21 protein-coding genes are annotated in these 19,084 nt (G+C 69.6%); 12 read left to right on the top strand and 9 right to left on the bottom strand.

Annotated elements, in window-relative coordinates; translation table 11 throughout:
* Window positions 1–2: 2 nt before the first annotated feature.
* The 3 genes from psbE to KBZ19_RS06555 form a co-directional block, all read right to left on the bottom strand.
* On the bottom strand, window positions 3–251 hold the full coding sequence (gene psbE / locus KBZ19_RS06565; protein ID WP_094514466.1) for a cytochrome b559 subunit alpha: 249 nt from the start codon (window positions 249–251) through the stop codon (window positions 3–5).
* Between the two features lie 102 nt (window positions 252–353).
* Complete coding sequence (locus KBZ19_RS06560; protein WP_094514610.1) at window positions 354–1,349, bottom strand: photosynthesis system II assembly factor Ycf48; 996 nt, start codon at window positions 1,347–1,349, stop codon at window positions 354–356.
* A 5-nt stretch (window positions 1,350–1,354) separates the two neighbouring features.
* Window positions 1,355–1,801 carry a rubredoxin gene (locus KBZ19_RS06555; protein WP_399220109.1) on the bottom strand — a complete coding sequence of 149 codons (447 nt, stop codon included), beginning with the start codon at window positions 1,799–1,801 and terminating at the stop codon, window positions 1,355–1,357.
* A gap of 123 nt (window positions 1,802–1,924) precedes the next feature.
* On the opposite strand from KBZ19_RS06555, the gene KBZ19_RS06550 reads away from it, so the two are divergent.
* The 3 genes from KBZ19_RS06550 to KBZ19_RS06540 are packed head-to-tail and all read left to right on the top strand — an operon-like array spanning window position 1,925 to window position 3,642.
* A complete protein-coding gene (locus KBZ19_RS06550; protein ID WP_094514471.1) occupies window positions 1,925–2,287 on the top strand; it encodes an NAD(P)H-quinone oxidoreductase subunit 3 in 363 nt (120 codons plus the stop codon).
* 13 nt (window positions 2,288–2,300) lie between these two features.
* Window positions 2,301–3,074 carry an NADH-quinone oxidoreductase subunit NuoB gene (gene nuoB, locus KBZ19_RS06545; RefSeq protein ID WP_094514473.1) on the top strand — a complete coding sequence of 258 codons (774 nt, stop codon included), beginning with the start codon at window positions 2,301–2,303 and terminating at the stop codon, window positions 3,072–3,074.
* Window positions 3,067–3,642 carry an NAD(P)H-quinone oxidoreductase subunit J gene (locus KBZ19_RS06540; RefSeq protein ID WP_094514475.1) on the top strand — a complete coding sequence of 192 codons (576 nt, stop codon included), beginning with the start codon at window positions 3,067–3,069 and terminating at the stop codon, window positions 3,640–3,642. The genes nuoB and KBZ19_RS06540 overlap by 8 nt, the downstream gene beginning before the upstream one ends.
* Window positions 3,643–3,659: 17 nt before the next feature.
* Here KBZ19_RS06540 and yvcK read toward each other — a convergent pair whose 3' ends face one another.
* A complete protein-coding gene (gene yvcK, locus KBZ19_RS06535; protein ID WP_094514478.1) occupies window positions 3,660–5,030 on the bottom strand; it encodes a gluconeogenesis factor YvcK family protein in 1,371 nt (456 codons plus the stop codon).
* 263 nt (window positions 5,031–5,293) lie between these two features.
* Here yvcK and KBZ19_RS06530 point away from each other — a divergent pair, with 263 nt between their 5' ends.
* Together KBZ19_RS06530 and KBZ19_RS06525 are read left to right on the top strand one after the other, a co-directional pair.
* Entirely contained in the window at window positions 5,294–6,037 is a 744-nt protein-coding gene (locus tag KBZ19_RS06530) for an ABC transporter ATP-binding protein (protein WP_233133129.1), read from the top strand.
* A 6-nt stretch (window positions 6,038–6,043) separates the two neighbouring features.
* Window positions 6,044–7,105, top strand: a complete 1,062-nt coding sequence (locus KBZ19_RS06525; RefSeq protein WP_255100310.1) for an MlaD family protein — start codon at window positions 6,044–6,046, stop codon at window positions 7,103–7,105.
* A gap of 48 nt (window positions 7,106–7,153) precedes the next feature.
* On the opposite strand, the gene bchD is transcribed toward KBZ19_RS06525, so the two are convergent.
* Window positions 7,154–9,265 carry a magnesium chelatase ATPase subunit D gene (gene bchD, locus KBZ19_RS06520; RefSeq protein ID WP_255100309.1) on the bottom strand — a complete coding sequence of 704 codons (2,112 nt, stop codon included), beginning with the start codon at window positions 9,263–9,265 and terminating at the stop codon, window positions 7,154–7,156.
* Window positions 9,266–9,443: 178 nt separating this feature from the next.
* Here bchD and KBZ19_RS06515 point away from each other — a divergent pair, with 178 nt between their 5' ends.
* From KBZ19_RS06515 to KBZ19_RS06500, 4 genes are read left to right on the top strand one after another with little or no spacing between them, the layout of a single operon-like run.
* Window positions 9,444–9,884, top strand: coding sequence for a hypothetical protein (locus KBZ19_RS06515; protein ID WP_198948321.1), 441 nt, complete (start codon window positions 9,444–9,446; stop codon window positions 9,882–9,884).
* 8 nt (window positions 9,885–9,892) lie between these two features.
* Window positions 9,893–10,579: a 2-amino-4-hydroxy-6-hydroxymethyldihydropteridine diphosphokinase gene (folK, locus tag KBZ19_RS06510; protein ID WP_255100308.1), complete on the top strand. Its 687-nt coding sequence runs from the start codon at window positions 9,893–9,895 to the stop codon at window positions 10,577–10,579.
* Entirely contained in the window at window positions 10,557–11,117 is a 561-nt protein-coding gene (locus tag KBZ19_RS06505) for an NUDIX domain-containing protein (RefSeq protein WP_255100307.1), read from the top strand. Before folK ends, KBZ19_RS06505 begins: the two co-directional genes overlap by 23 nt.
* A gap of 21 nt (window positions 11,118–11,138) precedes the next feature.
* The gene (locus tag KBZ19_RS06500) at window positions 11,139–12,638 is read left to right on the top strand and encodes an FAD-binding domain-containing protein (protein ID WP_255100306.1); all 1,500 of its coding nucleotides are present in this window, start codon (window positions 11,139–11,141) and stop codon (window positions 12,636–12,638) included.
* A 49-nt stretch (window positions 12,639–12,687) separates the two neighbouring features.
* On the opposite strand, the gene KBZ19_RS06495 is transcribed toward KBZ19_RS06500, so the two are convergent.
* Both KBZ19_RS06495 and KBZ19_RS06490 read right to left on the bottom strand, forming a co-directional pair.
* Entirely contained in the window at window positions 12,688–13,932 is a 1,245-nt protein-coding gene (locus KBZ19_RS06495; protein WP_255100305.1) for a DegT/DnrJ/EryC1/StrS aminotransferase family protein, read from the bottom strand.
* A gap of 19 nt (window positions 13,933–13,951) precedes the next feature.
* Window positions 13,952–14,797, bottom strand: coding sequence for a thioredoxin family protein (locus KBZ19_RS06490; RefSeq protein WP_315856331.1), 846 nt, complete (start codon window positions 14,795–14,797; stop codon window positions 13,952–13,954).
* Between KBZ19_RS06490 and KBZ19_RS06485 the strand changes: the two genes are divergently transcribed.
* The gene (locus KBZ19_RS06485; RefSeq protein WP_233133121.1) at window positions 14,760–15,287 is read left to right on the top strand and encodes a hypothetical protein; all 528 of its coding nucleotides are present in this window, start codon (window positions 14,760–14,762) and stop codon (window positions 15,285–15,287) included. The genes KBZ19_RS06490 and KBZ19_RS06485 overlap by 38 nt on opposite strands.
* Before the next feature lie 102 nt (window positions 15,288–15,389).
* Here KBZ19_RS06485 and KBZ19_RS15205 read toward each other — a convergent pair whose 3' ends face one another.
* Window positions 15,390–16,847 (bottom strand): FAD-binding domain-containing protein, encoded by a 1,458-nt coding sequence (locus tag KBZ19_RS15205; protein ID WP_399220108.1) that lies wholly within the window; start codon window positions 16,845–16,847, stop codon window positions 15,390–15,392.
* Window positions 16,848–16,915: 68 nt separating this feature from the next.
* Between KBZ19_RS15205 and fabI the strand changes: the two genes are divergently transcribed.
* Window positions 16,916–17,698, top strand: coding sequence for an enoyl-ACP reductase FabI (fabI, locus tag KBZ19_RS06470; RefSeq protein WP_094514516.1), 783 nt, complete (start codon window positions 16,916–16,918; stop codon window positions 17,696–17,698).
* 13 nt (window positions 17,699–17,711) lie between these two features.
* Here the strand turns inward: fabI and KBZ19_RS06465 are convergent, their stop codons facing one another.
* Entirely contained in the window at window positions 17,712–18,332 is a 621-nt protein-coding gene (locus KBZ19_RS06465; protein ID WP_255100304.1) for a carbonic anhydrase, read from the bottom strand.
* 85 nt (window positions 18,333–18,417) lie between these two features.
* Here KBZ19_RS06465 and hisB point away from each other — a divergent pair, with 85 nt between their 5' ends.
* Complete coding sequence (hisB, locus tag KBZ19_RS06460) at window positions 18,418–19,062, top strand: imidazoleglycerol-phosphate dehydratase HisB (RefSeq protein WP_094514522.1); 645 nt, start codon at window positions 18,418–18,420, stop codon at window positions 19,060–19,062.
* Window positions 19,063–19,084 lie beyond the last annotated feature (22 nt).

The following is a 19,084-nucleotide window of genomic DNA, read 5'->3' as shown; positions in this document are numbered from 1 at the left end:
CGTTACTTGAGGCGCAGGTCAAGCTGGCTCTTGCCCTCGTAACGCTGGCTCACCACCGGTGCCTTGGCTTCCTGGGGTTGGAAGTAGGCATCGGGGCGAGGCGTTCCGAAGGCGTCGTACGCCAAGCCAGTGGAGACGAAGAGGAATCCGGCCAGGAAGATCGCCGGCAAGGTGACGGCGTGGATGACCCAGTAGCGGATGCTCGTAATGATCTCGAAGAACGGGCGTTCCCCGGTGGAGCCGGCAGCCATAGCAGCGGGCAAATCAGCTACGGAATCTTAAGGGTCGGGCTGTGACCGGCGAGAGGCGGAGCGGCGGTTGGTTACACAGGGATGCAGTTGGGCCGGCTGGCCCTAGCCCACCCAGCGCAGCAGGTTGCCCCGTTCGCCCAGCACGAAGCCCTTGCCGTCGCTGGTGAAGCTGATCCGGGTGAAGTTCGTGGGCTGGACGGCGCCCACCGGATCGCGCTCCCAGTGGCTGCCGCCGTCGTGGCTTACCAGCAGGGTGCCGCTGCCGCCGCCTGTCCACACGTCACCATTCGGCCCCCAGGCCATGTCGAGGTAGCCGAAGCCGTTGGTGATCGGGATCACCGGCTTGCTCCAGGCCTCCGGATCGGTGGCATCGTCGTTGAAGCGCAGCTGGGCGCCCCGGGTGACCATCCAGAGGTGGCCGTCGGGTTGGAAGCCCATGCTCTGAAGGCGCTGGCTGCTCACCCGCTGGTGGGGCTGCCAGACCGCCTGGCCCGGCTCCCAGGTGGCGAAGAAGTTGCCGAGGCTGGACACGCTCACGTAGCGGCCGTCGGAGGACCGGCGCAGGTCGCGCACGGCGCCGGCCGCATCGCTCACTTCCGCCTGCCAGGTGACGCCCGCATCGCCGGTGCTGTAGATCGCCCCCACGGTGGTGGCCAGCTCCGCACTGCCCCGACCGGTGGCGGTGACGGTATAGGGATCGCCAGGCAGCTTGGTGTCGAGCAGCAGGCGTTCCCAGCTCCTGCCGGCATCAGCGGTATGCAACAGCAGGCCCGGTTGGCCCACGATCCAGCCCTCGGCTCCGCTGAAGTCGATGCTGATCAGACGGAAGTTCTCCCCATCGGGCAGATCAAGGGAGCGCTCCTCCCAGCTGGCCCCGCCGTTGTCGGTTTCGAGGATCAGCCGGTTGCTGCCCACCAGGAAGCCGTGCTTGGCATCGGTGAAGGCCACATCGAGAGGGTTGGCGCTGGTGGACAGCGCCACGGGCTGCCAGGGGCTGGTGGCGGCCACGGGCAGGCCGGTGGTGACGCAGCCGCCGAGGCCGAAGCTGAGGCCGAGCGTGATCAGCACGGCCAGCAGGGGAGAGAACAGGCGCTTCACGGGGGTCAACGCAGGGAATAGAGGGACAGGAAGAAGGCGAAGGCCAGGGCGAAGCCGCCGAAGATGAGCACGTTTTTCTGGCCGGGGGTGAGGGTGTTCACCCCGAAGCCGTAGCTGAGGTTCTCCTCGAAGCCGCTCGGCTTGTTGCGGGGGCCGATGTCCTTGAAGGCCCCCACCCGGCTGCGGCAGACCGGACAGCGGAAGCCCACCGGATCAAGGCTGCTGAAGGGCGTGCCGGCGGGAATCGCCAGCTTGCGCACCCCCTCGCCCGGGTCGTAGACGAAGCCGCAGCTGCGGCACTCGAACCGGTGGGTGTCGGGATCGGTGCCGGCGCTCTCGGGCGCCGTCTCGCCCACCGGCTGGTCGCCGGCTGGCGGCGCGTCCTGCGCAGCGGCTGGTCCAACGTCCTGATCTGGTCCAACGTCCTGATCAGTGTCCTGGCCATTGACCATGGCGTTGGGCCCCGCTGCCGTGAAAAGAAACTCTATCCAGGCCCTTGTTGCGGCAGCACCTTTGGCGGCAGCGACCGTTTGACGGGCGCGGATGCCAGACTCTGCGCCGGGTTCAGCCTCGCGATGTTCGTCTTACCTGGCTACGACGCCTTCCTGGGCTTTCTGCTGATCTCAGCAGCGGTTCCGGTCCTGGCCCTGGTCACCAACAAACTGGTGTCGCCGAAGTCGCGTGACGGCGAACGCCGACTCACCTATGAATCCGGCATGGAGCCGATCGGCGGTGCCTGGATCCAGTTCAACATCCGTTATTACATGTTCGCGTTGGTCTTCGTGATCTTCGACGTGGAAACTGTGTTTCTGTACCCCTGGGCCGTGGCGTTCAGCCGGCTCGGCCTGCTCGCCTTCATCGAGGCCCTGATCTTCATCACCATCCTGGTGGTTGCCCTCGCCTACGCCTGGCGCAAGGGCGCCCTCGAGTGGAGCTGACGCCCTTTCCACCATGACCCTCACTCCCACCTCCGCCTCCAGCACCCCTTCGATCGACGCCCTGCGCGATCTGCGGGCGTCCAGTTGCAACCCGGTCGGTGCTCCGCAGATCACCTCGGACCTTTCCGAGAACGTGATCCTCACCAGCCTCGACGACCTGCACAACTGGGCACGGCTCAGCAGCCTCTGGCCCCTGCTCTACGGCACGGCCTGCTGCTTCATCGAGTTCGCGGCACTGCTCGGCTCCCGCTTCGACTTCGACCGCTTCGGTCTGGTGCCCCGCTCCAGCCCCCGCCAGGCTGATCTGCTGATCACGGCCGGCACCGTGACCATGAAGATGGCCCCGGCCCTGGTGCGGCTCTATGAGCAGATGCCCGAGCCCAAGTACGTGATCGCCATGGGCGCCTGCACGATCACCGGCGGCATGTTCAGCGCCGACTCCACCACGGCAGTGCGCGGCGTCGACAAGCTGATTCCGGTGGACCTCTACATCCCCGGCTGCCCGCCCCGGCCCGAGGCGATCTTCGATGCCGTGATCAAGCTGCGCAAGAAGGTGGGCAACGAAGCTCTGGCCGAGCGGGGCAACAACCTCCCCACCCACCGCTACCTCACCATCGGCCACGCCATGAAAGCGGTGGCGCCGATCGTCACCGGGGCCTATCTCAAGGCCGAAACCCAGGTGGCCGCTCTCGCCGATCCCACCGCTCTTCCCCTCGACACCTCCACTCCATCGGAGGTTGTTGCGGCCGAACCGATCCCCACAGCCAGCGCCTCCAGCGATGCCTGATCCCACCCCCGCCCCCGAGGGCGCCCCATCCGGCGCCAGCGACTCCGCCACCACCCTCGCCGCACCGGTGATCGGCCCGGTGAGCCAGTGGCTCAGCCAGCAGGGCTTCGACCACCAGCCGCTGGAGTCTGATCACTGCGGCATTGAAATGCTGGCCGTGGAGCCCCTGTTCCTGCCGGCGGTGGCCGCGGCGCTCAAGGCCTATGGCTTCGATTACCTCCAGTGCCAGGGCGGCTATGACGAAGGTCCGGGCGCCCGGCTGGTGAGCTTCTATCACCTGGTGAAACTCGGCGCTGGCGCCGATCCCTGCCCCGCCCCTGACAGCAAGCCGCAGGAAGTGCGGGTCAAGGTGTTCCTCGCCCGCGACGGCGACCTCACCATTCCCAGCCTCTACCGCCTCTTCCGCGGTGCCGACTGGCAGGAGCGCGAAACCTACGACATGTACGGCATCGTGTTCGAAGGCCATCCCCATCCCAAGCGGCTGCTGATGCCCGAAGACTGGAAGGGCTTCCCGCTGCGCAAGGACTACGTGCAGCCGGACTTCTACGAGATGCAGGACGCTTACTGAATCCGGCAGGCCCGCTTTCAGACTGTTTCCAGCACCGGTCGGCCGCCTTTGTGCCGGCGGTAGAAGCGCATCACCGCCAGGGCGAGGCTGCGTGGGTCATGGCGCAGGGTGCCGGTGGGACGGGCCCCCTGCAGCGCCGTGACCATCACCTCGTAACCCTTGGCGCGCAGGCTGCGCACATCACACTGCACGGGCTCGGCGCCGCGGGCGCGGTAGTGATCCACTAGGGCTACATCGTGGATCGGTTCCTGAGCCAGCACGGCGGTGAACAGGCGCCGGGTCACCCCCAGGCTGGCCAGCTGGGCCTCGATCGCCCGCACGTGGCCCTCCACATCCAGCCGGTCGGTTTCGCCGGGCTGGGTCATCAGGTTGCAGATGTAGAGGCGTGGCGCCTTGCTGCGGCTGATCGCCTGCACCAGCTCCGGCACCAGCAGATTCGGCAGCAGCGAGGTGTAGAGGCTGCCGGGCCCAAGCACGATCAGCTCAGCGTTGGCGATCGCCTCCAGGGCGCGCGGCAGCGCAGGTGGCCGCTCGGGGGTGCAGCCCAGCCGCACGATCGGGCTGGGGGAATGGCCGATGCGGGATTCTCCCTCGATGCGGTCGCCGTTCTCGAGCTCCGCCCAGAGGCGCACATCGGCGTTGGTGGCCGGCACCACCTGGCCCTGCACCGCCAGCACGCGGCTGCTGGCGGTGATCGCCGATTCGAGGCTGCCGGTGATGGCCGTGAGCGCCGTGAGAAAGAGGTTGCCGAAGCTGTGCCCCTCCAGCCCACTGCCCGATCGGAAGCGGTACTGGAACAGACGGGTCAGCAGCGGTTCCTCGCGGGCCAGGGCCGCCAGGCAGTTGCGGATGTCGCCGGGGGGTTGCACGCCGAACTCACGGCGCAGCACCCCGCTGCTGCCGCCGTCATCGGCCACCGTGACGATCGCGGTGATGTTGCTGCTGTAGCGCTTCAGGCCGCTCAGCAGGGTGGCCAGGCCCGTGCCACCGCCGATCGCCACCACGTTGGGGCCGCGGTTCAGCCGGCGCTGGGCCAGCAGCGCCTCCACCAGCAAGGTGTCTTTTTCAGGGGCGAGCGCCTGCTGGATCGAGCCGAAGCTGCGGCTCTGGCCCCACACCACCAAGGCGGCGCCACCCAGCAGCACGAGCGGGCCGGTCACGCCGCGCGGCAGCACCCGCGTCATGTTCGAGAGCACCCAGTTGAGCGACTCCAGTGACCAGTAGATCGGCTTGAGATCGGCCAGGATCGCTGCTCCCAGCAGGGCCAGCAGCAGGCCCAGTCCGGAGGTGAGCATCCAGCGCTTCACCACCAGCCCCGGCTGCAGCCAGCGCACCGCCCGCCGCGAGCGGCTCATCAGGTCTTTCTGGCGCAGATCCCCGCGACCCATCCAGCCAGGGCGCCGGGCTGACCGTGTGCTGAGGCGTCGTGGCGGGAGAGGGCGCTGGGAAGTCAAGCCGAAGGGGCGTTACGCCACAGCACGGAGCTGTAGGAACTGTAAGGATGAAAGGTGTCGGCGAACCAGAACCCAGCGAGGCTCCTCCTCACGCCTGCAGGCCCTCACCACCGTCGTCCGTGTCGTCAACCCTTTCGTCCACCACCACTGGCCTTCTGCCGTCGGCTGTGCCGGTGGTGGAACTTCACGACATTTCCATGCGCTGGGGTTCGCGCACCGTGCTGGAGGGCATCCACCTCACCCTGCTGGAGGGGGAACGGCTGGCGGTGGTGGGGCCTTCAGGCACCGGCAAATCCACCGTGCTGCGCATTCTGGCGGGCCTGTTGTTGCCCACCAGCGGAACCTTCCGCCTGCATGGCGTTCCACAGCGTTACCTGCGCCTGGATCAGCGCCGCCCCGCTGATGTGCGCCTGGTCTTCCAGAACCCTGCCTTGCTGGCCTCGCTCACGGTGGCGGAGAACGTGGGCTTTCTGCTCTACCGCCACAGCAAATTGCCGGAGCCAGAAATCCGTCAGCGGGTGCAGCGGGCACTGGAGGCGGTGGGCCTCTACGGCATCGAAGACCAGCTGCCGGGTGAACTCAGCGGCGGCATGCAGAAACGAGTGAGCTTTGCGCGCGCCCTGATCGATGATCCCAGCAAGGCCTCCGGCCAGCATCCCTTGCTCCTGTTTGATGAGCCCACCGCGGGGCTGGATCCGGTGGCCTGCACCCGCATCGAGGATTTGATCGTGAAGGCGAATCAGGTGGCGGCCGGTTGTTCGGTGGTGGTGAGCCACGTGATGAGCACGATCGTGCGCTCGGCCCAGCGGGTGGCCATGCTCTACGACGGGCAGATCCAATGGTGCGGATCCACCGAAGACTTCGGCCGCACCGACAATCCTTATGTCGTGCAGTTCCGTACCGGTAGCCTGAACGGCCCGATGCAGCCGGCGGAGCTTTGACACCCTATGCGTCGTAGCGTCCGCGAGGCCTTGGTGGGTTTCACCCTGCTGGGAGCTGTGATCGGTGGGCTCAGCCTTTGGTTCTGGCTGCGGGGTGTTTCGCTGGGCCGCAGCAATTGGACGCTGACGGTGCGTTTCGCCGATGCCGCCGGCCTGGCCGACCGCTCCGCGGTTGTGTTCCGTGGGGTGCAGGTGGGCAATGTGCGGCGGATCTCGCCCACCTCATCGGCCGTGGTAGCCGAACTGGAGATCACTGATCCAAGTCTGCAGCTGGCGCGGCCGGTGGTGGCCCAGGTGCAGTCGGCCTCGCTGCTGGGCGGTGACGCCCAAGTGGCGTTGATCAGCTCCGGGCCGCCGCTGGCCGCCTCGGCTCCGCGGCCAGGCGACAAGGTCTGCAACAACACCCGCATGGTCTGCAACGGCTCCTCGCTCGAAGGGGTCAGCTCCGCCAGCTTGAGCAGCGTCACCGAGTTGATGCAGAGCCTGCTGCTCGAGGCCGAAAAGCAGAACCTGGTGCCCGAGATCGCCAGCACTACCAAGAGCTTTGATGCCACCTCCAAGGAGGCGACCCGCTTCCTCAAAGAATCCCAGAAGATCGCCGTTCAATTGGACGTGCTGATCCGCCAGCTCAACGTGGTGGCCGGAAAGGCCGACCCCATGCTTGCGTCGCTCACCACGGCCAGCGCCGATGCCGCGGCCGCCAGCCGCCACGTGCGCAACCTCACGGCCGCCCTCGACAACCCCCGCACTCTGGCCGAGCTCAAGGCCACGGTGAGCAACGCCGAGAGGCTCACAGCACGGATCGATGCGGTGGGCGGCGATGTGAGCAAGCTCACCGGTGACCCCCGCTTCATGGATGGGGTACGCAGTCTGGCCATCGGCCTGGGCCAGTTGTTCGATGAGCTTTATCCCGCCCAGACGGGCCTGGCCAAAGACAAAGCAGCCAAGGACAAGCCAGAGAAGGTCAGCACGGAGAAGCCAGGCAGCGGCTCGATCGGTGGTGGCAGGCAGGGCGCCGCGGGTGGCACCCGGCTACCGGCAGAGGCTCCCCGCCGGCTCGATCCCTGAGCCGTTGGCCTTCAGCCGTTGCTGGCGAGCAGCGGCGCCGCCCCGCACTCAGGGGGCGTTCAGTGCCTCCAGGGCGATGGCCGCAATCGCCTGGTCGCTGGCCTTGGGCAGTTGCACGTAGCGGCCGCCGGCCGCCTCCGCCAGCTCCTTGCCCATGCCGCTGCCGATGAACTTGCGCTCGGTGTCGATCACCAGCAGCTTGATGCCGAGGGCGCGGTAGCGGGACGCCACCCCCTTCACCTCCTCGCGCAGGTCCACCGGCTCCTCCCCTTCCAGCTGGGGCTGGCCCAGGGAGCGGCTCAGCGGTACGTTGCCGCGGCCGTCGGTGATCGCCACCACCACCACCTGGCCCAGATCGCCCTTGGACAGTGCATTGGCGCCCACCCGCGCCGCCTGGGACAGGCCATGGGCGAGCGGTGAGCCGCCGCCGCAGGGCATCTGCTCCAGCCGACGGCGTGCGGCGGTGATGGAGCGGGTGGGCGGCAGCAGCACCTCCGCCTGCTCGCCACGGAATGGGATCAGAGCCACTTCGTCGCGGTTTTCGTAGGCCTCGGTGAGCAGCCGGATCACGGCACCCTTGGCGCTCTGCATGCGGTTGAGCGCCATCGAGCCGCTGGCGTCCACCAGAAAAATCACCAGGGCGCCCGCCTTGCGCTGCAGTTGCTTGGCGCGCAGGTCGCCGTCTTCGACGATCACGCGGCGGTGCGGTTCCCGCTCACGGCGGCTCTTCTGGTGCGGTGCCGCCGCCCGCAGGGTGGCATCCACGGCAATACGTCGCACGGGCCCGCGCGGCAGCATCGGCTTCACGTAGCGGCCGCGCGACTCGCTCTGCACCAGGGAGCGCTTGCCGCTGCCGCCCCCACGGGAGCGGGCGGCGGCGAACAGCAGCAGGTCGGGGTCGATGGCGGTGGCCTCCGGATCGAGCAGGAATTCCTCCGGAATCGACGGCGGCGCCTGGTCGTCGGGGCTGTCGTCGTCTTCGGGCGGGTCCTCTTCCGGGGCGTCGTCGTCGCTGGCCTCGGGGGGTTCGGGCGGTTCCGGCTCCTGGGGCTGCTGCTCCGCCTGGGGCGGCGGCGGCGGCTCCAGCGGCTGGTCGGGATCGGGCGGCGGCAGCTGCAGGGCCCGCGGGGCGATCACCAGACGCACCGCCACCTGCAGGTCGTCGGCCTCCACCCGGTCGCGGCCGCTCAGCGCCGCATGGGCCCGGGCGACCCGCACCGCGTACAACTCGGCCCGGTGCCCCTCCACACCGCCACGGATCGCCTCGGTGACCAGATAGCGGACCTGCTCGCGCTCGATCACCACATCCTTCAACCACTGGCGGGCCAGCAGCAGCTGGGTGGCCAGGGCATCGGTCTCCTCCTGCCAGCGGGAGCGGAACGCCTCGCTGGATTCGCCGTGGTCGAGGGCTGAGCGGGTGATCGTCACCCGTTCCTCCGTGCTCACCAGCTGATTGGCCGACAGGGCGATGGCGAAGCGGTCGAGCAGGTGATCGCGCACCGCCCCCTCCTCGGGGTTGTAGGTGGCGATCAGCAGGGTGCGGCAGGGGTGCACAAGGCTCAACCCCTCGCGCTCGATCCGGTTGATGCCGGAGCCCACCGCCGCCAGCAGCAGGTTGGTGATGCCGTCATCGAGCAGGTTCAGTTCGTCGATGTAAAGCACGCCGCGGTGGGCCTCCGCCAGCAGCCCCGGCTGGAACACCGGCGTGCCACTGCTCAGGGAGGCGGCCACGTCCACCGCCCCCAGCAGCCGGTCTTCGGTGACGCCGAGGGGGACCTGCACGAAGGGGGCGGGAATCACCCGGGTGGGAAGCAGGGTGGTGGGATCGGCGCCGCTGGGATCGCCCCCGCGCGCTGTAATGCGCTGATGGATAGCGGTATCCCAGTCGTCGGGCCGCTGGGGATCCACGTTGCGGCTGCTCACCCCCTCGCCCAGATCGAGCACGTCGATCGGCGGCAGGAGCGCATGCAGCCCGCGGGCCAGCACCGACTTGCCGGTGCCGCGGCCCCCGGCGATCACCACCCCACCGAGCCCCGGGTCCACCGCCGCCAGCAGCAGGGCCAGCTTCAAGGTGCCATGCCCGGTGATCGCGGCGAGCGGAAAGGCGCGTGCGGCGGCGCCGGCGGCGGCCGGAGTGGCAGCGGACCCGCTGACGACCATGGGGCAGAGGCTGGAGAAGGGGGTTCAGTCTCGCTGACGGTGCTGCGCCACCCATGGCGGCGGCTGGGGGTGCTGGGGCGAACAGCCTTGTGGCCGGCAGAACCTACACTTTTGCAACGAGGCCGGGCGGTGTTTCCGCGCGCCTGGCATTTCTTTCTGTTATCGCTGCGGCCCCGTCATGGTGTTGTTTTCCCGGGTCGATCGTCCTGGCCGCACCAGTGAATCCAAGGCGTCGCGCCGGAACGCCGCCGAAGCGGGCGCCGCTGCGGCGCGCGGCTTCGGTGGTGGCACCGGCGCTGGTGCCACCACCAAGGCTTCCCGCAGCAGCAACAAGCGGCGCAAGGGGCTCAGCCGCGCCGACTGGGGCCCGCTCGGCAAGCACCCGGATGTGGACGCGATCGTGGCCCGCCAGCGTCTGCATCTGCCCCTGTCCGGCCGCCTCAGCGTGGAGGAGGTGAACCGGGCCTGGAAGCTGGCTGCAGCCGAGCACCACCCCGATCGCGGCGGCGCCCACGACACCATGCAGCTGGTGAACGGCGCCCGGGATCTGCTGCTCGGCCGCGACGGCGACACCCCGCTGGAGCGGCCGGAGGAGCGCCGCCGCTCGGACTTCTACTGATCCCCCGCGTGCCGTGCGGCCCGTTCGAGCGCACGCTCGCGATCGCGCTCGGGGCCAATCTCGACGACCCCGGCGCCACCCTGGCGGCGGTGCGACCCCTGCTGGCCGCCGAACTGGTGGCCTGGGCCGGTACCTCCCCGCTGGGGGCGCCGGAGGCCGGGCTGCAACTGCACTGGTCGCCGCTCTTTCGCACTGCGCCGGTGGGGGGACCGCCTGGTCAGCCGCCCTATCTCAATGCTGTGCTGCTGGTTCACCACAGCCCTCTGCCCGCCACAGCGCCCGCCGCTCACGCGCCCTGGCCCGCTGCCGAGGAGCTGTTGCGGCGGTTGCAGCGTCTGGAAGCCGCCTTCGGCCGTGAGCGCTCGGTGCACTGGGGGCCGCGCACCCTCGACCTCGACCTGCTCTGGTGCGGCGGCCAGGTCTGCTGCACCGCCACGCTCACCTTGCCCCACCCGCGCCTGCGCGAGCGGGCCTTCGTGCTGGCCCCGCTGGCGGCCCTCGATCCGCTGCTGATCCCGCCTGGCGGGGCGGTCACGGCGGCGGAGCTGCTGGCTGCTGCCCTGCTCTGTGGCGCCGAGCCCCCGCCGCTGGCGCTGGCGGGGGTACCGGGCTGGCCCGACACCGCGCCCGTGGCGGCAGACGGTCACACTGGAAGCCCGAAGCGCGCCGTGCATGGCCCCCTTGCCGCCCCCTGAGCCCTCCACTCATCTGGCCACGGTGGGGGCTCTCGATGCCCGCAAGATCCGCTTTGAGCTCAACCGCGTGGTGCTGCCCAAAGGCGTGGAAGGCACCTACGGGATCATCCGCCACCCTGGCGCGTCCCTGGCGGTGCCCGTGCTTGACGACGGCCGGGTGGTGATCCTGCGCCAGTACCGCTTCGCGGTGGAACGGCGCATCCTTGAATTCCCCGCCGGCACCCTGGAAGATGGCGAGGACCCGTTGGCTTCGATGCAGCGGGAACTGGCGGAGGAAGCGGGCTACAGCGCCAGCCGCTGGGATTCGCTGGGCCTGATGTTGCCCTGCCCCGGCTATTCCGATGAGGTGATCCACCTGTTCCTGGCCCGCGCCCTCACGCTCCTGCAGCAGCAGCCCGCTGGCGATGACGACGAAGACATGGAGGTGCTGCTGATGGAGCCGCAGGCCCTCGATGCGGCCCTGGCCAGCGGCGATGAGGCCCTGGATGGCAAGAGCGTGACCGCCTGGTTCCGCGCCCGTCAGCTGCTGGGTTGCTGAAGCGGTGCAGGAACGGTTGCGATGACCCCGCCCCGCTGGCTCTTCTGGCACCGCCGTGACCTGCGGCTGGCCGACAATCTCGGCCTGGCGGCAGCCGCTCGCGCCACGCCCGCCGTGACCGGCGTGTTCGTGCTTGATCCGGCCCTGCTGGAGGCGAGCGATCTGGCCCCGGCGCGGCTGTGGTTTCTGCTGGAAAGCCTGCGGGAGCTGGAGCAGCGCTGGCGTGAGGCCGGCAGCCAGCTGCTGCTGCTTCGGGGGGATCCAGCCGAGCTGCTGCCCCAGCTGGCGCTAGCGATCGGCGCGGCGGTGGTCGCCTGGAACCGCGATGTGGAACCCTTCGGCCGCGAGCGCGACCGCCGCGTCGCCGCCGCGCTGCAGCAGGACGGGCTGAAGGTGCTGGCGGGCTGGGATCAGCTGCTGGTTCCCCCCGACAGCCTCTTCACCGGCGGTGGCGCTCCCTATCGGGTGTACGGGCCGTTCTTCCGTGCCTGGCGGCGCCGGCTGGAGCCGGCCGGGCCGGCGGCCGCCGGTGCTGGCGGGCTGGAGCTGGCGCCGGTAGCGGCTCCCAGCGGCCTGCTGGCTCTTGATCCCACCGCCCTGCCCGGCCGCGGCCAGGCCCTCTGGGCGCGCCTGCCGCTTCTGGACGCCGTGCCTGCGACCGGCGACAGCGCCGCTGCCCTTGGCCATGCCGGCTTCGCCGGCGCCGATCTCTGCCCCTGCCGCCCGGGAGAAGCCGCTGCCGCCGATCGGCTGGCCCTTTTCGCCGATGGCGCCCTGCTGCGGTACGAACCCGGCCGCAACCTGCCAGGCGAAGCGGGCACCTCCTGCCTGAGTGCGGCCCTCAAGTTCGGCACGCTCAGCCCGCGGCAGGCCTGGGCGGCGGCCCAGCAGCAGCGGCCCCGCGCCCGCAGCGACGAGGGCCTGCAGGCGATCACGGTGTGGGAGCAGGAACTGGCCTGGCGTGAGTTCTACCAACAGGCCCTGTTTCACTTTCCCGAGCTGGCTGACGGGCCCTATCGCCCCCAGTGGCGCCGCTTTCCCTGGGAGAACGACACGGGCCGTTTCGAGGCCTGGTGCGCGGGCCTCACCGGCGTGCCGATCGTGGATGCGGCGATGCGGCAGCTGAACACCAGCGGCTGGATGCACAACCGCTGCCGCATGATCGTGGCCTCTTTTCTGGTGAAGGATCTGATCTGCGACTGGCGCTGGGGCGAACGCCAGTTCATGCGCCTGCTGGTGGATGGGGATCTGGCTGCCAACAACGGGGGCTGGCAGTGGAGCGCCAGCAGCGGCATGGATCCCAAACCCCTGCGCATCTTCAATCCCTTCACCCAGGCGGCCCGCTTCGATCCCGAGGCTCAGTACATCCGCCGTTGGCTGCCGGAACTGGCGCACGTGGCCACTGCCGATCTGATCAGCGGGGCGATCGCGCCCCTGGAACGGCGGGGTTACCCCGCACCGATCGTGGACCACAAGCAGCAGCAGGCGCGCTTCAAGGGGCTCTACGCAGGGCTGGCCTGAGCCGGCCGAGCCTGGCGTTGGTGGGGAGGATCTGGCCGGCGGCCGTGGCTCAGACCCGCACCTGGGCGCGGGACTCGGCAGGGGCAGAGGCGGGCGCTGCAGCCGCTGAGCTGCTTGCGAGCTGGCGCAAGGCAGTGATCACAGCTTGTTGTTGCTCGGAAGTGAGTTCGGGGAAGATCGGCAGGCTGAGCACCTGGGAGGTGAGCCGCTCGGTGGCCGGCAGGCTGCCGGGGCCATAGCCCAGCTGGGCGTAGGCCGGCTGGCGGTGAATCGGAATCGGGTAGTAGATGATCGTGTTGACGCCGGCGGCGGCCAGCTCCTGCTTGAGCCAGTCGCGGCAGCAGCTTTCGGGCAGGCCGTAAGTGGCGCTGGTGCTGGAGGGGGCGCAGCTGCCGCCGCAGGTGTTAGCGCCCGCTGGGCAGAACGGGACGCGCACCACGAACTGGTTCCAGCTGTGGCCGTCGGGTCCCGCCTCGGGCAGGGCGATTCCAGCAAGGCCTGCCAGCTCACGCTGGTAGGTGGCGGCGAGCTGGCGGCGTCGCTCGATCCAGCGCTCCAGATGGGGGAGCTTCACGGCCAGCACCGTGGCCTGGAGAGCATCGAGGCGGCTGTTGTAGCCCAGCGACGTGTGAAGATAGCGCTCCGGCATGCCATGCACGGCCAGCTCGCGGATGCGCTGGGCCAGCTCTGGGTCGCTGCAGAGCACAGCGCCGCCATCGCCGGCACCGCCGAGGTTCTTGGTGGGGAAGAAGCTGAAGCAGCCCGCATCCCCCCAGCTGCCCACCGGCCGCCCCGCCCAGCTGGCGCCGGTGGCCTGGGCGCAGTCTTCGATCACCTTCAGGCCATGCACTGAGGCGATCGCGGTGATCCGCTCCATGTCGACTGGACGGCCGAACAGGTGCACCGGCATCAGGGCGCGGGTGGCGGGCGTGATCGCCGCCTCGATCCGATCGAGATCGATCAGATAGGAGCTTTCCTCCACATCCACGAACACCGGCGTGGCCCCCACGCTGCTGATCGCTTCGGCCGTGGCGAAGAAGCTGAACGAACTGGTGATGACCTCATCACCCGGACCGATCCCCAGGCCTCTCAGGGCCAGCACCAAGGCGTCGGTGCCGCTGTTGCAGCCGATGGCATGGGGGCTGGCGCAGACAGCGGCGAACTGTTGCTCGAAGGCCGCAATCCGGGCCCCCCCGATGTACTGGCCGCTGCGCAACACCTGCAGAACGGCGTCTTCGAGGCCTTCACCAAGCTGATGAAGTTGCTCGGTGAGATCGAAGGGGGGCACCTGCATGCGGGCAACCTTAATCCCCTCAGCCTTCGGTTCCAGGGGGCGCTTGGCCAGGGTGCCACTTGATGTTGCAGCCGATGGCGGGCCGCTGATCGGGGTCCGGGGCCTGGCCACTGAGCACCGCATCGAGCGCCTCTCGCAGGGCGCTGCCATCTGCGGCCTGGCCCGTTCCGGGGCGGCTGGCATCGAGCTGGCCGCGGTAGGCAAGCCGGTGGTCTGCACCGTAGAGATAGAGGTCTGGAGTGCAGGCGGCGTGGAAGGCCCGGGCCACGTTCTGGTCGCTGTCCAGCAGGTAGGGGAAGCGCCAGCCGTGCCGCCGGCGTTGGTCGTTCAGCCCCTCAGGGCCGTCCCCGGGGTGGGTGCGGACGCTGTTGCTGGCGATCGCCAGGATCACCACTCGGTCGTGGTAGTCGTGCTCAAGCCGCGTGAGCTCCGGTTCGATGTGCTTCACGAACGGGCAGTGGGCGCAGAGGAACAGCACCAGCAGCGGCTGGGGCGGCAGGGCGGTGCTGTCATGGAGGCGGCCATCGAGATCGGCGAGCCGAAACGGGGGCAGGGCCGTGCCCAGCGGCAGCATGGTGGAGGGGGTGAGGGCCATGGCGCCAGGCTCCGCGGCGGGACTTCCGCTGTGATTGTGGCGTCCGCGCCGGCGCCGCCACTGGGGCAGGATCGGCGCCCCCCGGTTCGCCTGCGAGAGCCCCTTGAAGTCTTCCTGGCGTTTGTCTTCATGGCGCCGCCTTGTGGCGTTGCCGGCGCGGCTGCGAACGGCGCGCTGGTCGCCAAGGCGGCCCTTGCTGCGGCCGTTGGCGCTGGTGGTGGTGACGCTGCTGGTGACGTCTTCCCTGCTGGCGAGTTGTGTTCCCGCCACCAACAGGGCCAGCTGGCGAATCTTCCCCCTGCAGCGCCGTCAGCCCCACGACGGCCTGGCGGTGGTCAACCAGCCCGACGGTTTCGGTGTGCACCTGTGGCTCGAAACCGACACCCGCCAGCGGGGGGTCTGCCGGCCGCGCTGGTTGCCGGATCCGCCCCGTCTGTTCAACGGCAACGGCAGTGCGCCGTTCAGCTCTGGCCTGGCGACCCGCCAGGAGTTTTTTGAGGTGGTGGCCCGCGGCGATGTGCGCCGGGCGCTGCAGCGCGAACTGGAGGCGCTCTGCCAGGCGCGCGCCCCGCGCAGCCGCTGGGAGTGGACCGATCCGCCCCGCCGTGCGGATCAGGTGAAGCAGGAGAGCTTCCCGATGCTGCAGGAGGAGGATCTGCTGCCCGATCCCAACGAGGTGCGGGCCCGTGAGGAGGCGCTGGAGCAGGGAGCTGGAGCTGAGGCCCCGGCACCGTCTGCAGCACCGGAGGCTGCGCCCTAGTCCCTGGCTCCCGGCGCGCTCAGCCCTTTCCCTCGTCGGCCTTGAAACGGGACAGGGCCAGAACCCCCCCCGCCGCCCAGGCCTGCAGTGGTGCAGGCGTGCTCAAGCGGCGGTGAGGCGTGGCCCCTCGAAACCGGCCCAGACCGCCCGCTCGGCCCGCTTCCAGTAGCGGCTGAAGCGCCGCAGATCCACGGGGCCCTCCAGCTGCACGAACGGCTCGGGCTCCAGCACCACCAGCGGCAAGGCGGCGCCGATCGTCGCGGAAAGGTCTGCAAAGCGGGGATCCACCGCCCGGCTGGTCACCACCCCGTCGGCGCCATGGTGAGCGGCGAAAGCGAGCAACTCCTCCGCCACAGCTCCGGCCCGGAGCACCACCGGCAGATCCAGCAGGCATTCATAGAGGAAGCCGAGCCGCTTGAGGCTGATCGCCGGGCCCTGGCCGGCGCTTCCCTCGATCAGGGCCCGGTCGAACACGAACAGGGCCGGTCGACCGGGATGGGCGCGCCAGGCGGGGTTGGCCTGCCCCAACGCCTCGCCGTGGATCCAGAGCACCGGCCGCTGCAAGGTGCCGGTTGGAGCGACGGTGGGCTGCTCGGGTGGGCCAGCGGCTGACCTGCCGGCGGTAGGGGCTGGCGGCAGGGTCTGGTCCTGCAGCGGCGGTTCCGGCAGGCTGAGCGGCGCCTCGCTGCGGAACAGCCGCTCGCCCAGCTGTTCGTAGCTGGCCTCGAACGGGCAGCCACCCGGCCGGCCGGCGCCGCCGGCTTGCGCCTTCGGGCAGGCGCGGCAAAAGCGGCCGCCGCTGAAGCGCTCCAGGTTGGCGCGGTTGAACAGGTAGGGCTTGGCACTGAAGGTGCCGGCCACCCATTGCCAGCTGAGGTTGTTGCTGGCCGGATCGCCGTCGAGCAGGTGGCGCAGGAACCAGCGGGCGCCGGTCTGCCAGCGCACCCGCCGCCAGTGCACCAGGTAGGCCGCCAGCCACATCCGGGCATGGTTGTGCAGCCAGCCCTCGTGCACCAGCTGGTGGCGAAAGGCATCGATGCAGGCCAGGCCGGTGCTACCGCCGGCGATGTCGTCGGGCAGGTCTACGCGGTAGGCCGTGGGCGGCAGGCCGCTGGCGCCCTGCTCGCGGTCGTCCCAGATGCCCTCGCCCAGCTGCTGCCAGACGCGCTGCCAGTAGTCACGCCAGCCGAGCTCGTTGATCAGCTTCTCCCCGGCGCTGCGGCCCAGCCCCCGGGTGGCCAGGGCCGCGAACACCGCCTGCCGCACCTCCGCCAGGGTGAGCACCCCGTGGCGGATGTAGGGGGAGAGGCGGGTCACGGCGCCATCGAGATGGTTGCGGCTGGTGGCGTAGGCCACCGGGTCGAGCGCTGCCAGCGCAGCCAGCGCCGCTGCCCGGCCACCGCGCATCGGGCTCAGCGGTGGGGCGTCTTCGGCATCCGGGGCGGCCGGTTGCTGGCCGAAACGGGCCTGCAGCTCGACGGCCAGCTCGTGCCGATCGGTGAAGGTGCGGGGCAGATCGCCGGAGGCAGGCGGCCAGGCGAGGGGGACAGCGGGCTCCATGGCACCGATCGTGGCGCGGGCAGGGCGCCAGCGCTGCGGGAGAATCCCTGCCAGCTCGCTCCCCGGACATGCTTCTCGATCTGCGCGGCAAGAAGGCCCTGGTCACCGGCATCGCCAACAACCGCTCGATCGCCTGGGGCATCGCTCAGCAGCTGGCCGCGGCGGGCTGCGAGCTGGCGGTCACCTACCTGCCCGACGACAAGGGCCGCTTCGAGGGCAAGGTGCGTGAGCTCACGGCCCCGCTGGCCCCCAGCCTGGTGCTGCCGCTCAACGTGCAGATCCCCGCGCAGATCGAGGCCGCCTTCGCCGCGATCCAGGAGCAGTGGGGCAGCCTCGATGTGCTGATCCACTGCCTGGCCTTCGCCGGCAAGGAGGAGCTGGTGGGCGACTACAGCGCCATCACCCCCGAAGGGTTCGGCCGGGCGCTGGAGGTGAGCGCCTATTCGCTCGCGCCGCTCTGCCGCTATGCCAAGCCCCTGTTCAATCCTGGCGCCAGCGTGATCACGCTCAGCTACCTGGGCGCCGAGCGGGCGATTCCCAACTACAACGTGATGGGGGTGGCCAAGGCGGCCCTTGAGGCCTCGGTGCGCTACCTGGCCGCCGAACTGGGCCCCGACAACCAGGTGCGGGTGAACGCCATCAGCGCCGGCCCGATCCGCACCCTGGCCAGCTCCGCCATCGGCGGCATCCTCGACATGATCCACAACGTGGAGGAGAAGGCCCCGCTGCGGCGCACCGTTACCCAGGACGAAGTGGGCGCCACCGCTGCCTTTCTGGCCAGCCCGCTGGCCTCGGGCATCACCGGCCAGGTGATCTATGTGGACGGCGGCTACTGCATCACGGGGATGTGAGCGCCCTCCCGCCTCACGGTGCACCCATCAGCTCGTCCGAGCGCATCGGCATCACCGATCCCATCCAGTCGATCGTGGTGGTGTGCAGGTTGTAGAAGGCGGCTTCCACCTGCAGGCGGCCGCTGCGCATCAGATCGGTGAGCAGCACGCTGGAGTCGACCAGGTTGCGGGCCGCGTTGAGGGTGTGGTGGCGGGCGGCCTGATCCAGGTCGTCATGGCCGCCGAGGTGGAGCAGCTCCATGCGCAGCTGCCCCACCACCTGGGCCAGGCTCGGGGTGAGGATCAGCGCCGGGTTGAAGGCCGCTTCCATGGCGCCACAGCGCTCATGGCCCAGCACCACGATCACGGGCACGCCCAGGTGGGCCACGGCGTACTCCAGTGAGGCGATCGCCGCAGTGGTGGAGAGGGTGCCGGCGTTGCGCACCACGAACAGGTCGCCGAAGCCCGTCTCGAACAGCAGCTCCACCGGCACCCGGGAATCGGCGCAGCCCAGCACCGCCGCAGCCGGATGCTGGCCCGATTCCACTTCGAGCATGTGCTCGCGGCTGCTGTGGGGATGGAGCGATTCACCGTCAAGGAAGCGCCGGTGGCCCTCTCGCAGTTCGGCGAGCACCGTCAGGGGACAGTTGTTCACGCAGGGGCCGGATCGGTGCTGGCGATTGTGGACCGAGTCAGGCCTTCGGGTTCGGCATGATTGGTACTGTCCCGCCCCACAGCCCGTGTCCCTCCATCCGGACCTCGATCCCGGCAGTCCGGGAGGCCGTAGCGGCCGTGTCCACCGGGTCACCGGGGAAACCGATGTGCGGGTGCGCCTGGATCTCGATGGCAGCGGCGCCTGCCAGGTGAGCACCGGGGTGCCGTTCCTGGATCACATGCTGCATCAGCTGGCCAGCCATGGCCTGCTCGACCTGGAGATCAGCGCCCACGGCGACACCCACATCGACGACCACCACACCAACGAGGACGTGGGCATCGCCGTGGGCCAGGCCCTGGCGCAGGCCCTGGGCTCCCGCCGCGGCATCCATCGCTTCGGCCATTTCGTGGCGCCGCTCGATGAAGCGCTGGTGCAGGTGGCGCTTGATTGCTCCGGTCGCCCCCACCTCAGCTACGGGCTCACGATTCCGGCCCAGCGGATCGGCACCTACGACACCGAGCTGGTGCGGGAGTTCTTCGTGGCGGTGGTGAACAACTCGGGCCTCACCCTGCACATCCGCCAGCTCGATGGCCTGAACTCCCATCACATCGTGGAGGCCTGCTTCAAGGCGTTTGCCCGGGCGCTGCGGCTGGCGGTGGAGATCGACCCGCGCCGGGCCGGTGCCGTACCCAGCAGCAAGGGGGTGCTGGAGCAGGCGGGCGCCGCTTAACACTCCTTTACGTGATGATGGG

The organism is Synechococcus sp. L2F (genome assembly GCF_024345695.1).
Taxonomy (GTDB): Bacteria; Cyanobacteriota; Cyanobacteriia; order PCC-6307; family Cyanobiaceae; genus MW101C3.
This window is presented reverse-complemented; position numbering and strand designations above follow the sequence as displayed.

What these genes read in the sequence shown, in the direction of transcription:
- psbE (WP_094514466.1), bottom strand. Translation starts at nt 251, where the DNA reads ATGGCTGCCGGCTCCACCGGGGAACGCCCGTTCTTCGAGATCATTACG.
- KBZ19_RS06555 (WP_399220109.1), bottom strand. Translation starts at nt 1,801, where the DNA reads ATGGTCAATGGCCAGGACACTGATCAGGACGTTGGACCAGATCAGGAC.
- KBZ19_RS06550 (WP_094514471.1), top strand. Translation starts at nt 1,925, where the DNA reads ATGTTCGTCTTACCTGGCTACGACGCCTTCCTGGGCTTTCTGCTGATC.
- nuoB (WP_094514473.1), top strand. Translation starts at nt 2,301, where the DNA reads ATGACCCTCACTCCCACCTCCGCCTCCAGCACCCCTTCGATCGACGCC.
- KBZ19_RS06540 (WP_094514475.1), top strand. Translation starts at nt 3,067, where the DNA reads ATGCCTGATCCCACCCCCGCCCCCGAGGGCGCCCCATCCGGCGCCAGC.
- yvcK (WP_094514478.1), bottom strand. Translation starts at nt 5,030, where the DNA reads ATGGGTCGCGGGGATCTGCGCCAGAAAGACCTGATGAGCCGCTCGCGG.
- KBZ19_RS06530 (WP_233133129.1), top strand. Translation starts at nt 5,294, where the DNA reads ATGCGCTGGGGTTCGCGCACCGTGCTGGAGGGCATCCACCTCACCCTG.
- KBZ19_RS06525 (WP_255100310.1), top strand. Translation starts at nt 6,044, where the DNA reads ATGCGTCGTAGCGTCCGCGAGGCCTTGGTGGGTTTCACCCTGCTGGGA.
- bchD (WP_255100309.1), bottom strand. Translation starts at nt 9,265, where the DNA reads ATGGTCGTCAGCGGGTCCGCTGCCACTCCGGCCGCCGCCGGCGCCGCC.
- KBZ19_RS06515 (WP_198948321.1), top strand. Translation starts at nt 9,444, where the DNA reads ATGGTGTTGTTTTCCCGGGTCGATCGTCCTGGCCGCACCAGTGAATCC.
- KBZ19_RS06505 (WP_255100307.1), top strand. Translation starts at nt 10,557, where the DNA reads ATGGCCCCCTTGCCGCCCCCTGAGCCCTCCACTCATCTGGCCACGGTG.
- KBZ19_RS06500 (WP_255100306.1), top strand. Translation starts at nt 11,139, where the DNA reads ATGACCCCGCCCCGCTGGCTCTTCTGGCACCGCCGTGACCTGCGGCTG.
- KBZ19_RS06495 (WP_255100305.1), bottom strand. Translation starts at nt 13,932, where the DNA reads ATGCAGGTGCCCCCCTTCGATCTCACCGAGCAACTTCATCAGCTTGGT.
- KBZ19_RS15205 (WP_399220108.1), bottom strand. Translation starts at nt 16,847, where the DNA reads ATGGAGCCCGCTGTCCCCCTCGCCTGGCCGCCTGCCTCCGGCGATCTG.
- fabI (WP_094514516.1), top strand. Translation starts at nt 16,916, where the DNA reads ATGCTTCTCGATCTGCGCGGCAAGAAGGCCCTGGTCACCGGCATCGCC.